General features: G+C 45.5%; 10 protein-coding genes. 3 read left to right on the forward strand and 7 right to left on the reverse strand.

What is annotated here, in order from left to right; genetic code table 11:
* Positions 1–25 precede the first annotated feature (25 nt).
* Together uvrA and EL309_RS00475 are read left to right on the forward strand one after the other, a co-directional pair.
* The gene (uvrA, locus tag EL309_RS00470; RefSeq protein ID WP_004284672.1) at positions 26–2,860 is read left to right on the forward strand and encodes an excinuclease ABC subunit UvrA; all 2,835 of its coding nucleotides are present in this window, start codon (positions 26–28) and stop codon (positions 2,858–2,860) included.
* 28 nt (positions 2,861–2,888) lie between these two features.
* Positions 2,889–5,030, forward strand: a complete 2,142-nt coding sequence (locus EL309_RS00475) for a hypothetical protein (RefSeq protein ID WP_004284670.1) — start codon at positions 2,889–2,891, stop codon at positions 5,028–5,030.
* Here the strand turns inward: EL309_RS00475 and EL309_RS10625 are convergent.
* The 7 genes from EL309_RS10625 to EL309_RS00505 all read right to left on the reverse strand — a co-directional run bounded on the left by EL309_RS10625 (position 5,022) and on the right by EL309_RS00505 (position 12,715).
* Positions 5,022–5,159 carry a hypothetical protein gene (locus EL309_RS10625; RefSeq protein ID WP_164717523.1) on the reverse strand — a complete coding sequence of 46 codons (138 nt, stop codon included), beginning with the start codon at positions 5,157–5,159 and terminating at the stop codon, positions 5,022–5,024. The genes EL309_RS00475 and EL309_RS10625 overlap by 9 nt on opposite strands.
* 383 nt (positions 5,160–5,542) lie before the next feature.
* Entirely contained in the window at positions 5,543–5,872 is a 330-nt protein-coding gene (gene trxA, locus EL309_RS00480; RefSeq protein ID WP_004284666.1) for a thioredoxin TrxA, read from the reverse strand.
* 84 nt (positions 5,873–5,956) lie between these two features.
* Positions 5,957–7,498 carry an ABC transporter ATP-binding protein gene (locus tag EL309_RS00485; RefSeq protein ID WP_004284665.1) on the reverse strand — a complete coding sequence of 514 codons (1,542 nt, stop codon included), beginning with the start codon at positions 7,496–7,498 and terminating at the stop codon, positions 5,957–5,959.
* Positions 7,499–7,675: 177 nt separating this feature from the next.
* On the reverse strand, positions 7,676–8,668 hold the full coding sequence (locus tag EL309_RS00490; RefSeq protein ID WP_004284663.1) for a fimbrial protein: 993 nt from the start codon (positions 8,666–8,668) through the stop codon (positions 7,676–7,678).
* 22 nt (positions 8,669–8,690) lie between these two features.
* Positions 8,691–11,180 carry a fimbria/pilus outer membrane usher protein gene (locus EL309_RS00495; protein WP_040669968.1) on the reverse strand — a complete coding sequence of 830 codons (2,490 nt, stop codon included), beginning with the start codon at positions 11,178–11,180 and terminating at the stop codon, positions 8,691–8,693.
* Between the two features lie 87 nt (positions 11,181–11,267).
* Positions 11,268–12,008 (reverse strand): fimbrial biogenesis chaperone, encoded by a 741-nt coding sequence (locus EL309_RS00500; RefSeq protein WP_232014422.1) that lies wholly within the window; start codon positions 12,006–12,008, stop codon positions 11,268–11,270.
* A gap of 83 nt (positions 12,009–12,091) precedes the next feature.
* Positions 12,092–12,715 (reverse strand): fimbrial protein, encoded by a 624-nt coding sequence (locus EL309_RS00505; RefSeq protein ID WP_004284659.1) that lies wholly within the window; start codon positions 12,713–12,715, stop codon positions 12,092–12,094.
* A 470-nt stretch (positions 12,716–13,185) separates the two neighbouring features.
* Here EL309_RS00505 and EL309_RS00510 point away from each other — a divergent pair, with 470 nt between their 5' ends.
* Positions 13,186–14,430 carry a multifunctional CCA addition/repair protein gene (locus tag EL309_RS00510; protein ID WP_004284658.1) on the forward strand — a complete coding sequence of 415 codons (1,245 nt, stop codon included), beginning with the start codon at positions 13,186–13,188 and terminating at the stop codon, positions 14,428–14,430.
* Positions 14,431–14,563 lie beyond the last annotated feature (133 nt).

Raw genomic sequence — 14,563 nt, forward strand, 5'->3', positions numbered from 1 at the left:
ATATTTTTCAAGCAGTCAGGCCATCATGAGCAAGCAAGACAACGACACCATCCGCATCCGCGGCGCACGCACCCATAATCTGAAAAACGTCGATCTCGACATTCCCCGCCACAAGCTCGTGGTGGTAACCGGTTTGTCGGGCAGCGGCAAATCCTCGCTCGCGTTCGACACGCTCTATGCCGAAGGCCAGCGCCGTTATGTGGAAAGCCTTTCCGCTTATGCGCGCCAGTTTTTGCAGATGATGGATAAGCCCGATGTCGATTTGATCGAAGGCTTGTCGCCCGCCATTTCAATCGAACAAAAGTCCACCAGCCACAACCCGCGCTCCACCGTCGGCACCGTTACCGAAATCCACGATTATCTTCGCCTTCTGTATGCCCGCGTCGGCACGCCGCATTGCCCCGAACACGATTTGCCTTTGAGCAGCCAAACCGTTTCGCAAATGGTGGATGCCGTCTTAAAACTGCCTGAAGACACCCGCGTGATGATCCTCGCCCCCGCCGTGCGCGAACGCAAAGGCGAATTTGTCGATTTCTTTGCCGACTTGCAGGCGCAGGGCTTTGCCCGCGTGCGCGTGGACGGCGAAGTCTATCAGCTCGACGAAGTGCCCAAGCTCGAAAAAAACATCAAGCACAATATCGACGTGGTCATCGACCGCGTGAAAGTGAAAGCCGACATCAAACAGCGGCTGGCCGAAAGTTTTGAAACCGCCCTGCGCCACGGCGGCGAACGCGCACTGGCAATGGAAATGGACAGCGGCGAAGAACATTGGTTTTCCTCGCAATTCGCCTGCCCCGTGTGTTCATACAGCCTGCCCGAACTCGAACCGCGCCTGTTTTCCTTCAACAACCCCGTCGGTGCCTGCCCCACCTGCGACGGCTTGGGCAATATGAATTTCTTCGACCCCGAGCGCGTGGTCATGCACCCCGAGCTTTCCTTGGCCGCCGGTGCGATTAAAGGTTGGGACAAACGCAACCAGTTTTACTTTCAAATGATTCAATCGCTGGCCGCACATTACGGCTTCGATGTCGACACCCCATTTGAAGGGCTGCCTGAAAAAGTAAAAAAAGTGATTTTGCACGGCTCCGGCAAAGACGTTATCGACTTCCGCTACCTTTCCGAAAAAGGCACCACCTTCAACCGCAGCCACGCTTTTGAAGGCATCATCCCCAATCTCGAACGCCGTTTCCGCGAAACCGATTCCAACACCGTGCGCGAAGAGTTGTTGCAATACCAAAGCCACCGCGCCTGCCCGAGCTGCGGCGGCGCACGTTTGCGCAAAGAGGCGCGTTATGTTTATGTGGGCAAACAGCCGCTGCACGAAATTTCCGCATGGCCGCTCACCCAAACGCACCAATTTTTTGAAACCCTCGATTTGGAAGGCAACAAAAAACACATCGCCGAAAAAATCCTCAAAGAAATCACCGAGCGCTTGGGCTTTCTGATTAACGTCGGCCTCGATTATCTGAATCTCAGCCGCAGCGCCGAAACCCTTTCCGGCGGCGAAGCCCAGCGCATCCGCCTCGCTAGCCAAATCGGCAGCGGCCTCACCGGCGTGATGTACGTGTTGGACGAACCCTCCATCGGCCTGCACCAGCGCGACAACGACCGCCTGCTCGCCACCCTCAAACGCCTGCGCGACCTCGGCAACAGCGTCATCGTGGTCGAACACGACGAAGATGCCATCCGCGAAGCCGATTTCGTGATCGACATGGGCCCCGGCGCGGGCGAACACGGCGGCAACGTTATCATCGCCGACACCCCCGACAAAGTCTCCGCCTGCACCGATTCCGTTACCGGCCAATACCTCAGCGGCAAAAAAGCCATTGCCGTGCCGTCTGAAAGAACGCCCGTCAACCCCAAAAGAATGCTGGTGCTCAAAGGCGCACGCGGCAATAATCTCAAAAACGTTACCCTCGAGCTGCCTTTAGGTTTGATTACCTGCATCACCGGCGTATCCGGCAGCGGCAAATCCACCCTGATTAACGACACCCTCGCCAAAATCACCGCCCGCGAACTCAACCGCGCTCACGAAGAACCCGCGCCCTACGACAACATCACCGGCCTCGAACACCTCGACAAAGTCATCAACGTTGACCAATCCCCCATCGGCCGCACGCCCCGCTCCAACCCCGCCACCTACACCGGCCTCTTTACTCCCATCCGCGAACTCTTCGCCGGCGTACCGCTTGCCCGCGAACGCGGCTACAACGTCGGCCGCTTCTCGTTCAACGTCAAAGGCGGCCGCTGCGAAGCCTGCCAAGGCGACGGCGTAATCAAAGTAGAAATGCACTTCCTGCCCGACGTTTACGTGCCCTGCGAAGTGTGCCACGGCAAACGCTACAACCGCGAAACCCTCGAAGTGCAATACAAAGGCAAAAACATCAGCCAAGTGCTCGACATGACCGTAGAAGAAGCCCGCGAATTCTTCGACGCCGTGCCCACCGTATCCCGCAAACTGCAAACCCTGATGGACGTAGGCTTAGGCTACATCCGCCTCGGCCAATCCGCCACCACCCTCTCCGGCGGCGAAGCCCAACGCGTCAAACTCGCCCTCGAACTCTCCAAACGCGACACCGGCCGCACCCTCTACATCCTAGACGAACCCACCACCGGCCTGCACTTCGCCGACATCGCCCTGCTGCTGGAAGTAATCGGCCGTCTGAAAGGCAAAGGCAACTCGATTGTGATTATCGAGCATAATTTAGATGTGATTAAAACGGCGGATTATATTGTTGACTTGGGGCCGGAAGGCGGTGATGGAGGGGGGCGGATTATTGCTTGCGGAGCGCCTGAAAGCGTTGTAAAAATGGAAAAAATTAGTCATACTGCAAAATATTTGAAACAGGTTTTAAAATAATTTTAAGAAACTAAATTAGAGTTTTGATATGAAATTTCCACAATATATTGAAGGTTATGGTATTTGGTACTCTTCTCTTTTAGAGGAAATTAAAAAGAAAACTATAGAACCATTACAACCTATCTTTGAAGCTTTTACTAATGCTTTAGAATCTATCCGCATTTTAAATTCCCAAAATTTATCTAATAATATCAAAGATTCTGAAATAATTATTTCCGTATATTTAATTAGTGAATTATTTTCTCAAGAAAATAAAAAATATGATTTTCAAAAAATTGTTATTGAAGACACTGGTATTGGCTTTAATGATACCGAGTGGAATAGATTTATTACACTAAAAGACAATAGGAAAAATTTTAATAACAAAGGGACTGGCCGTATTCAATTTCTTCATTTTTTTGAAAAAACTAAAATTATTAGCCAATATCAAGAGGGGGATTATTTCTACGAAAGAGCAATTACCTTATCCAAAAATAAAGAGTTTTTAGATAAAAATGCTATTATCCGCTTAGATCGGCAAGAAAAAATTGATAAAATTCATTCTACAGGCAGTCAAATAATTTTTGAAAATCCATTAACAGATAAAGATAGAGAGAATTATAGTAAACTGAATTCAGATTCTCTTAAAAAATATTTAATTCATCATTATTTAGCATGGTTTTGTGAAAATAGAGACAATTTACCTAAAATTGTAATAAAAATATTTCATGACGATAAAGTAGTTGGTACAAACTCTATTTGTACAAATGACATACCAGAGCCTGATAAATCATCCAATATACAAGTATTTTATCGTAAATTAAATACAAGAGATCTAGATAGAACTCTCCGTAGTGAAGAAATCACGCTTAGAATATTTAAAATCTCAGATAAGGATCTAGTGCAAAACCAATTATACTTAACAAGCAAAGGGGAGATTGCTCAAAGTATTGATTTTAATTCTTTAAGTCCCAAAGAATCAATTAAAGGCAATAGATTTCTATGTTTATTATCAAGTTCATATATTGACGAAAGGGATAGTGATGTTCGCGGTAATATCTGTATCCCATCCCTTAATGAATTAAAGAAGAATTCATCTTCTGAATTATTTTATGATGAAGCTATTGTATTAGATGATATTGAATATGAAGCCAATAGGACACTACGTCGTTTATACCCCGAAATAATTGAATTGAGACAGAAACAAGCCAAAAATTTAGAGAAATTAAAAAAAATGTTTTTGTTAAATCAACGTACACTAGACAAATTAAAAGGTAAAATTGACGTTAACTCAACAGATGAAGAAATTTTAAAAAAAGTTTACCAAGCTGATGCTGAAATTATTGCTGAAAAAGATGCTGAGTTGAAAAAAGTTGTAGAACAAGTAGAACATTTAAATCCTAAAGATAAGCATTATCAAGATATACTTCTTCGCACTATAGATGATTTTGTAAAAACCGTTCCTTTACAAAATAGGACCGCATTAACTCAATATGTAGCGAGAAGAAAATTAGTTATTGATATTTTTCAAAAAATACTTGATAAGGAATTAGACAATCTAAAAAACAATGGTAGGATTGATGAAGATTTATTACATAATTTAATTTTTCAACAATCATCAAATGATACCGAAAATAGTGATTTATGGTTAATAAATGAAGACTTTATATATTTCAAAGGAACTTCTGAAATCAAGTTAGAAAATATTACTATTGACCAAAAACGGATTTTCAAAAAAAATTTTTCTAAAAAAGAACAAGAAATTCTTAATGAAAATAATAAAAACAGATTAATTAAGCGGCCAGATATTTTACTTTTTCCAGAGGAAGGTAAATGTATTATTATTGAATTCAAAGCTCCTGATGTTGATGTATCTGACTATTTGGCTCAAATTAATAAATATGCTGGTTTAATTAGGAATTTTACTGAAGATGAATTTCAAATTACCACTTTTTATGGTTATTTAATTGGTGAAGATATTAGTGCAACAGATATTAGAATGGCTGATTCTGATTTTGTTCATTCTTACCACCTTGATTTTTGGTTTAGAGCGTCTAAAATTGTTCCATCTTTTTTTGATGACAGAAGAGATGGAAATATTTATACAGAAATAATTAAATTTTCAACATTATTAGAGCGCGCTAAATTAAGAAATAAAATTTTTATCAGTAAATTAGACAATTTAAATTAAGCAAGCCGCAGCCTGTATAAAACCTAAATCCCATGCGTAGGGTGTGTGCGGTACGCACGCACGCGTCATTCGGGCTTCTGTTCCAATGCCGTCTGAAACTTTCTTTTCAGACGGCATTGTTTTGTACATAAATAATGTGGCGTGATTTTAAAATCTTTGTAGCCGATATACGCTGTTCCATTCAAAACCGCGTGCGTGGCTGCGCCACACACCCTACCGATGGGTTAACGTTTTGCTGTTTCAAACCTAGATCCGTAGGTCGGATTCTCGAATCCGACTTATCCCCCTGATATATCTCGGTATCACAGCATATCCTTATTTTGTCGGATACAAGTATCCGACCTACCAAGCTGTTTGAATTTTCAAAAGCAAGCCGTAGCCTGTACAAAAGCTAAATCCTATGCGTAGGGTGTGTGGAGTACGCACGCGTTGTTCGGGCTTCTGTGCCAATGCCGTCTGAAAAAAAAGGCCGTCTGAAATTTTCAGACGGCCTTTTTTATCTTTATGCCCGATTACAGCGAAGCATTGATAAACGCTACCAATTGACCTTTGGCCAATGCGCCTACTTTGGTAGCCACGTTTTGACCGTCTTTGAAAATCATCAAAGTCGGAATGCCGCGTACGCCGAATTGAGCCGGAGATTGGTCGTTTTCGTCAATATTAACTTTAACCACTTTCAGACGGCCTTCAAATTCGGCGGCCACTTCGTCCAAAATCGGGGCGATCATTTTGCAGGGGCCGCACCACGGTGCCCAAAAGTCCAACAATACGGGTACGTCTGATTTCAAAACGTCTTGCTCGAAAGTCGCGTCGGTGGCGTGTACGATTAAATTGCTGCTCATAATTCTTTTCCTTATTGAAGTCGCGGATGTGAGGTGAAATAAATTTCATCGTTTGCCCTAGAATAGGGGCATCCGGCAGAAATTTCAAGCATTGTGATGGATTAATAGATTTTTTGTATAGTCCGCATCGGGTTTGGCAAACACTTTTTCCAATTCGCCCTGCTCGATTACGCGCCCGTCTTTCAGCACCATTACGCGGTGCGATAAAGCGCGGATCACGGCCAAATCGTGGCTTATGATGATTAAGCTCAAACCGTGTTTGCTTTGCAAATCAGCCAGTAATGCCAAAATCTGCTGCTGCCACTGCACATCGAGCGCGCTGGTGGGTTCGTCGAGCACCAGCACCTTCGGGTGCACGATAATGGCTCGGGCAATCGCCAACCGCTGCCGCTGACCGCCTGAAAAAGCGTGCGGATAGCGGTCGAGAATATCCTCTGGCAGGCCGACTTGCTGCAGCACTTCCACCACACGGGAGCGCATGGTTTCGCGGCTCATTTTCGGTTCGTGCACACGCAGGGCTTCGGAGACAATATCAAACACATTCATACGCGGGTTAAACGCGCCGAACGGGTCTTGAAACACCATCTGCACGGCTTTTCTCAATTCCGGCCGCCACGGTGCGCCGTTGATTTTCAGACGGCCTTCCGACTCCATCAAACGCATCACCGCTTTGGCCAATGTGGTTTTACCGCTGCCGCTTTCGCCGATAATGCCCAGCGTTTCGCCCGCTTTCAAGTCGAACGACACCGGTTCGAGCAGCATTTTGCGCCGTTTTTTAAACCAACCAGCCCGCTCGCCCACCGCCACGCTGATGTTTTCCGCCTCGAGCACGGTTGCGGCATGTTCGGCCAAAGGCTGCACCTGTCGCACCGCTCCGGCGTTCAGCAGCATTTTGGTGTATTCGTGCTGCGGACGGGCAAACACCTGCGCCGCCTCGCCCTGCTCGACAATCCGCCCGTGCCGCATCACGGCGATATCGTCGGCGAAACGGCGCACCAAATTCAAATCGTGGCTGATGTACACCAAAGTCATGTTGTGGCCGGCCTGCAAGCGCGAAAGCAAATCGAGAATCTGCGCTTGCACGGCCACATCCAGCGCGGTAGTCGGCTCGTCGGCAATCAGCAATTTAGGTTCCGCCGCCACCGCCATCGCAATCATCGCCCGCTGCCGCTGACCGCCCGAAAGCTGAAACGGAAAGGCAGACACTTTCTCTTCGGGATTCTGAATACCCGTTTCCGCCAGCAACTCCACCGCCCGCGCCCACGCCTGCTTGGGCGGCAAACCCAGATGCAGCGCCAACACTTCGGCAATCTGTTTGCCCACGCGCATCACGGGGTTCAAAGCCGTCATCGGCTCTTGAAACACCATGCCGATTTCCCTGCCGCGCCATTTTTGCAATTCACGCGGCGGTTTATCGAGCAGGTTTTCGCCGTTGAATTTCAGACGGCCTTCAAACGACACCGCCGGATTCAACTGCATCATGCCCTGCGCCAACACGGTTTTACCACTGCCGCTCTCGCCTACAATCGCCAACTTCCGGCCTTGTTTGACGTTGAGATTAATATCGTGCAGCACCTGTTTGCCGGGGAAAGAGGCGTTTAGGTTTTGGATTTCGAGAATGTTCATAATACAAAGTGGTGGTTAAACAGCATACCTGTGCCCAAAAGCAAAGGCCGTCTGAAAATATGCCTGAATTATATAGCTTCTCAACCGTATTTCCCAAACGGCACAAGACAGGATAATAAAATACGCCCGAACAGCCAACCGCTGTATCGGGCGTAATCTGCCATGCGCAAACCGATATCAATAATAATTTAACGTGATCATAGCCGTAGCATTGACCGAGCCGGGAATCACGGGGTTACCGGTATTGACATACTTGGCTTCAAATTTGAGACCGCTTCTTTTTTCAGCTTCTGAGAGAAACCATTTATGCTCCGCATTCAAAACATTATCCGCCACAACCGGCCCATAGCTGAGCGGATCTGCGTTCCCACCCTTGCGATATAGTCTGATCCCTACATTTTGGGCGCTATTCGGATCATTTTTAATGCTTAAAATATTACCGGTATTGCTTTGGTCATTCATATCCGTCAGCGCAGCAACGGCTTCAACTCCGGTATCGCACTCTATACCGAGATTAAAATCGGCTCCGTGAAACTCTTTACCCGGCCTTCTGATGTCGTTTGCCGAGATAGTTTTCAGTTGCACTGTTTTACCGTTGAAATCCGATTGATTCGGTCGGCAAGTGCTGACTTTAATGGTAGAATCAACCTTATCGACAACAATATCCCAAATTTTATTTTGAATTTGAATCTGTACAACCGGAGTATGGCCGTCTGAAAGCACATACCTTCCCGCCCCAACATCACCAAACCGTTTGTAATCAAGCTTGAAATTAAGCACTTTATTATGCACACCGGGAGCAAGCTCGCCGATTTTCACCCATTCTTTGGATAAAAGCTTGGCACTGTTCAGCTCCACATCAATACCGATACGGTTATTGCCCTGGTTAAATGGAATCATCGCTTTGTCGTCATTTATCCTGGCTTTAATTTCAACAGACTCATCAAACTTACCGTCTAAAGTAATCAACTTTTCGACATGACATAAAGTTTGCTCATGAGCTGCATTTATCCTTCTATACTGTGCATCGCATTGAGACGGCATAGACAACCGCATAATTTCAGGTTGAAATATCAGAGCATGATTATCGGTACTGTTGGCGGAAGCGGATAAGGGCAACCATGCTGCCGATGCGCAAGCGGAAATAACAGCAAAATGTTTGTTCATCATAATTCCTTTTTCAGACGTCCCCCTATTCGGGCAGGCATTTTGCAGGATAAATATTATATTCATTTTTATCCTTTTCGAGATTATATGACACCACACACTTATTGTTGTTATTTTCACCAAAAGAAACAGTCAACCTACCAACAGGTTTGATATCGCGCACAAACAGACGGCCTTCTTGAACACTGTATCCGACCACGCGGCCATGCTCGTTTTTAACTTCGGCAAACATCGGGATAGAGCTATCTCCCTGAGTTTCAACATCAAAATAAGCAATGATTTCTTTTTTAGCTCCCATATCAATCAAACTGGCCGTGTTGGCTCGAGGAATGATGACTTTTTCCGTTGCTCCGACTTCAATGTTGTCCGGAAGATACGTTGCATCAATACCGATATAATTTAAGCGGTATGGCGTTACACTCGACACAATACCGTTGCCCCACCTATCCAGCTTACTGCCATAACCGTTTTTAATCGGCACACCGGCAGCACCTTTAGCGCGGACAATGGCAAACGTATCGCCGATTTCATGATTTAAAGTAATGCCGTAAGGATGGGCAACCACTGCACCGGTTAAGTTATAAGAAAGCTGACGGTTTCTGCCGCTTCCGTGGGCTTTTACCCCGGCTTTAACAAACGGCAGGTTGTAGTTGGCATAAGCACTGTATTGGTTCTTACCCGAATCCGGTTTAGCCAAAGACAAACCGTAGCTGAATTGGCTTTGACTGCCGTAAACGCCGCTCAAGCCGACTCTCGAATAAGTATGCCCCGCATTGTCTCTGGAATGTGCGGCACTCAGCCAATTGGAACTCAAACCTTTCCTATCCAGCGGAATCGACAAGGTAAAATGAGCCTGCTTATCTTGCTTACCGGTTAGCAAATTTTGATTTTGAGAAAAACTCATATTGTATTGCATACCCCGGAAGCTGTTGCCGTAACCGATTTGATACGAATGCTGATAGCCTTTGCTGTTCCGGTATTTTCTGGAAAGCCCGCTGACATACAAACTTCCCCAGGATTTTCCCAAACTCTGGTTTACGGAAACCTGATACTGGCTTTTTAAAGGATTGCCGTAACGGCGGCTGAAAACGGAATCGTTTTCCTTGAAAGAAACCGCGTCTTGCAAACCGTAAAAATATCGGGACAAATTCTGATGCGTGCCAATCTGCAAGAAAGTACCGGTCTGAGGAAAGAATTTATTGTAAGAAATACGAAACTGGGAGCCGTTGCGCTTACGTTTCTCCGCATCGGTCAAACTGTTTACCGACCAACCTGCCGATACCGAACCTGCCTTACCGCCCCATACCATGCCGAACAATCCCGAAGCATAATTACTCGTCGCCATTGCACCGCTCTGAAGCGTAATCTGATTATTTAAACCGTATTGCAACGAGCCTTGCACCACAGCCGTATCGTAAATTTTCCGGTTTTCGCGATATTTACCTGCCGTTAACGCATAACGCAGCCTTCTCGGACGCAATAAATTGTGTCCTCCGGCAAAAGGCACAACAAACGAACGGCGCTGCCCGTCTGCTTCAATAATTTCCACTTTAACTTCGCCGCTATAAGAGCCTAAAGTCAAATCTCGGATAACAAACGGACCCGGCGCAACCGTTGTTTCATAAACAATATTGTCATTATGGTAAATCTTAATCTGCGCATTGGTGTTGGCAACACCTTGAATCTGCGGAGCATAACCGGTTTGCGAATCAGGCAGCATACGGTCGTCTGAAGACAGCGAAATACCACGCAATCCGAAGCTGTCCATAACATTGCTGTAAGAGAAGAAATCCCCGGCACGGATACGGCCTTTTAATGCGTCCACATCACGCTGAACATAAAATTCATGATGGTAGTATTTTCTCTCTTGACCGCTTCCGGCAGACTGCGAACCTTGCTGTCTTAGCGCCCAACCGCCGGCATTCATGCCGGAACGGATACCTAAAAACTGGCTTTTCCAGTTTCCGCCGTTTTCAGACTGATCATAATGTTCTCGGAAATCATAATGAAGAAATGAAGCCGGCACTCCGTTTTGCCAGCGTGACGGCGGAATATAGCCATCGGGATGAATCACCATTAATGCTTGAGGAACCTGTACATTCAGGCGCTGCTCACCGATATTGAAATTCAGTTTGAGATTCGGCAAGGCCTTAACCGCGCTGACGCACTGAGTGCTGTCCGGTTTCAAAACAACGGCTTCGGGCTGAAGCTCCAGCAACTCCATAAGCTCCGGCGACCAACACATTCCCTGCATCGGATCGCCATCGGTTTCAATAAATTTAATCAGTAACGAGCCACGGAACTTTCCGTTAACAAAAACATCCGACAAATGCTCTCCGGCCGGAATCGGAGTACCGAATTTAAAGCGATTAACGTCAATAGAGGCCCGGCCTGTCTCCCGCTCTTTGAAAAAAGAGGCATCAAACTCAAACTCATCTGCCGCATAAGCAGATGAAATGCCTATCAGCGAAACAGCCAAACTTAAAGTCGTTAAGCAATGATTTCTTGTTTTCATTTTTGCGTTTCCCCTAAGAATTTCATTGCTTTGCCGTTTAACCGACGGATTGTAGGGTTACCGTCCATTAATACGGCAAAATATCTATTAATACTGCAACACGCTGCGGCCTTTACCAATGCCGCCAAAATCATTAATCAACTGCCACTCAACACTGTCTGCCTTGCTGTTGCCCGGCTTGCTCAATTCAAATACGGACTCGGAAAAAGGCGCAACCATATCCGTTTGTTTCGCAGTTTGCTCCACCTTGTCTTTCGACATCAGGCTTACGGCAGAATAAGTAATAAAATAAGGCGTAGGATTTTTTACCACCACGGTATTATTACTACCGATATGCCAAGTTACTTTTTCATATGCCTCGTCCACACCGTATGGCAATCCCTTGGGTCTGAAGAAAAATTTCAGACGGCTGGTAATTGCAAACTGCATATAATTTCCACTGCCTGTCAATTGTTCTTTTTTCGGTTTGGGCGGAACATCCAACACATTTAAATAAAACAGAGATTCCCTGTCTTCCGCAAGCGGTTCGCCGGTATAGCGGATGCGCAGTGTTTGGCGCGTTTTGGCTTCGATTCTGGCAACAGGCGGACTGATAATAAAAGGCAGTTTTTTATTTTCGTGTGCTTTGTCTTGTTTGTCTTGCGGCTGTTCTGCCGCGTATTCCAGCCAAGATTTCATTAAAGACGGAACTTCTCCGGAATTCTCCAATTGAACCGCTGCTACCGGCTTGCTGCCATCGAATATCACACGGGTCGTATGTATCATAACTCCCGCATGAACGGGTAATGCCAACGAACCAATCAGCAAAGCGGATAAAAATTTTCCCATATGCATATAATTCATCCCCCTTTTGTAAAAACACTCTCCCTGTTAAAGCAGGGAGAGTGAGCTATACAGCTACTAAAATCAAATTATTTATAATCGATTTTAAAATTAACAGAGCTTTCTACATAGCCGGGAGTTGCAGCGCCAGTTGCAAAGTAACGGGCTCTGAATGGGAAACTTAATTCGCCATTCTGACTTGCATTTGCAAGCGCAAGACTCTCTGAGTGTTCTCTCAAGTTGATACCTCTATCCTTGCCAGGCTGTAACAATTCAATCTCTACATTGGTAGCAGCATTGCTATTGGCGGTATTTGTCAGGCGACTACCTTCAGTATTAAGCGCAGGACTAGTTGCATCAAATGAGAGTACTACATTAGACAAACGGCCTTGCGGACCAGTCGCTACTAAAGGGCAATTTGTCAGCTTGATTGAGAAATTTTTTTCGTTTGCAGTCTGGCTTTCACGTCTTAATAAGTTACTTTCTACTTGACCCAAATCAACTGTTTGGTTATCAGTTCCATCAACAAACCTACAAGTACTAGCGGCAACTACACCCATGAAACGAACTTGTCCGGTATTTTTTACCACAGCTACTGTCTCGGGAGCTTCACTATGATCAGCTTCAAGCACTATCTCATCACCAGCCAAAGCAGAAGCAGATGCCATTGCCAACAAAGTAGCAACGCTTAAAGTTTTCAACATTTTATTCATTGATATCTCCTTGAATAAACTTCCGATAATTATAAACTAACTAACTATATATTTCTTACCGAAGTAATTATATAAATTAACAAAACCTAAGATAAGCGCATTAGGTTTTTACATTATCTAAATGAGTTTTTATATTGTCAATTATTAAATACAAGATTATTTCGTTAAATTGCATATTTTAGAATATACCAAATAATTTATAAATTTAAGTCATTGTTTTAAAATAAAAATAATAATAACTAAATTAACAGTAAAATATATAAAATATGTTAAAAAACTAATTTTAATGTAAAAAAGTAACACAAATTATATGCAAACATCATTATTTGACTTTGTTTTTATGCTTATAAATTACAATGTTTACTATTATCTATAAAATTAAATATAGTTAATATATTTTTTTGAAATAAATAAAATTCATCATAAACATGCTATGATGATGATTTAAATCATTAAGATATGTATTTTCTATGCAGATTTATCTTGTAGGCGGCGCGGTACGGGATGCTTTGTTGAATATTCCGGTGAAAGACAAGGATTGGGTGGTAGTCGGCGCGGATGCGGAAGAAATGGTTAAAGCCGGCTATCAACCGGTGGGAAAAGACTTTCCCGTGTTTCTTCACCCTGAAACCCGTGAAGAATACGCGCTTGCCCGTACCGAACGTAAAACGGCTAAGGGCTATGCGGGCTTTGCTTTTTATGCGGACAAAACGATTTCGCTCGAGCAAGACTTGCTTAGGCGTGATTTGACCATTAATGCGATGGCTCAAAATTCAGACGGCCTGATTATCGATCCCTTCGGTGGCCGCAAAGATTTGGAAAACGGCATCCTGCGCCATGTTTCTCCTGCTTTTGCCGAAGATCCTGTGCGGATTTTGCGTATTGCCCGTTTTGCCGCGCGATACGGTTTTAAGATAGCCGGTGAAACCATGCTGTTGATGAAATCTATGGTGGCTTCGGGAGAGGTGGATGCTTTGGTGGCCGAGCGCGTGTGGCAGGAGTTGGCCAAAGGTTTAATGGAAAAGCAGCCGCAACGTATGATTGAAGTGTTGCACGAATGCGGTGCGTTAAAAATTCTGCTGCCCGAGGTGGATGCTTTGTTTGGCGTGCCGCAGCGTGCCGACTATCATCCGGAAGTGGACAGCGGTATTCATACTTTGATGGTGCTGGAGAAAGCGGCGTCTATGAATTTGAGCCTGCCCGAGCGCTATGCCGCCCTGCTTCATGATTTGGGCAAGGCGCTGACTCCTGCCGACATTCTGCCGAAGCATTACGGCCATGATTTGGCCGGTGTGATTCCGGTGCAAAACGTTAACCGCCGCTGGAAAGTGCCGAAACCATGTGCCGAACTGGCGGAGATGGTTTGCCGCTGGCACATTATTTTTCACTCAGTATTCACTCTGCAGGCCAAAACGGTGTTGAAGACTTTAAAACAGGCCGATGCTTTCCGCCGCCCCGAACGTTTTAAAGCTGCGTTGAATGTATGTATTGCAGACATCAGAGGCCGCCTGAATTTTGAAAATGCTCCTTATCCTCAGCGCGAACATTGGCTGTCTATGTTGGCATTGGCCGAACAAATCGACACGGCAGCCATCGCCGCTGAATTTAAAGAGAGGCCGAAGCTGATTGCCGATGCCATAGACCGTGCCCGTTTGGCGGCAATGAAAACGGCACACGAAGCGCAACGCAAAGAGCATGAAGGGCAACGGCATTAGCCTCTGCCGGCCGGCTGATGGATTGCGGTATATTTATTCTTATGTTGGGCACAGGCCGTCTGAAAATTCAGACGGCCTTTATAATTGCGTATTGCGGGTTCAATCAAGTAATAAACGGTATTACTTTTGAAAT

Source organism: Neisseria weaveri, assembly GCF_900638685.1.
GTDB lineage: Bacteria > Pseudomonadota > Gammaproteobacteria > Burkholderiales > Neisseriaceae > Neisseria > Neisseria weaveri.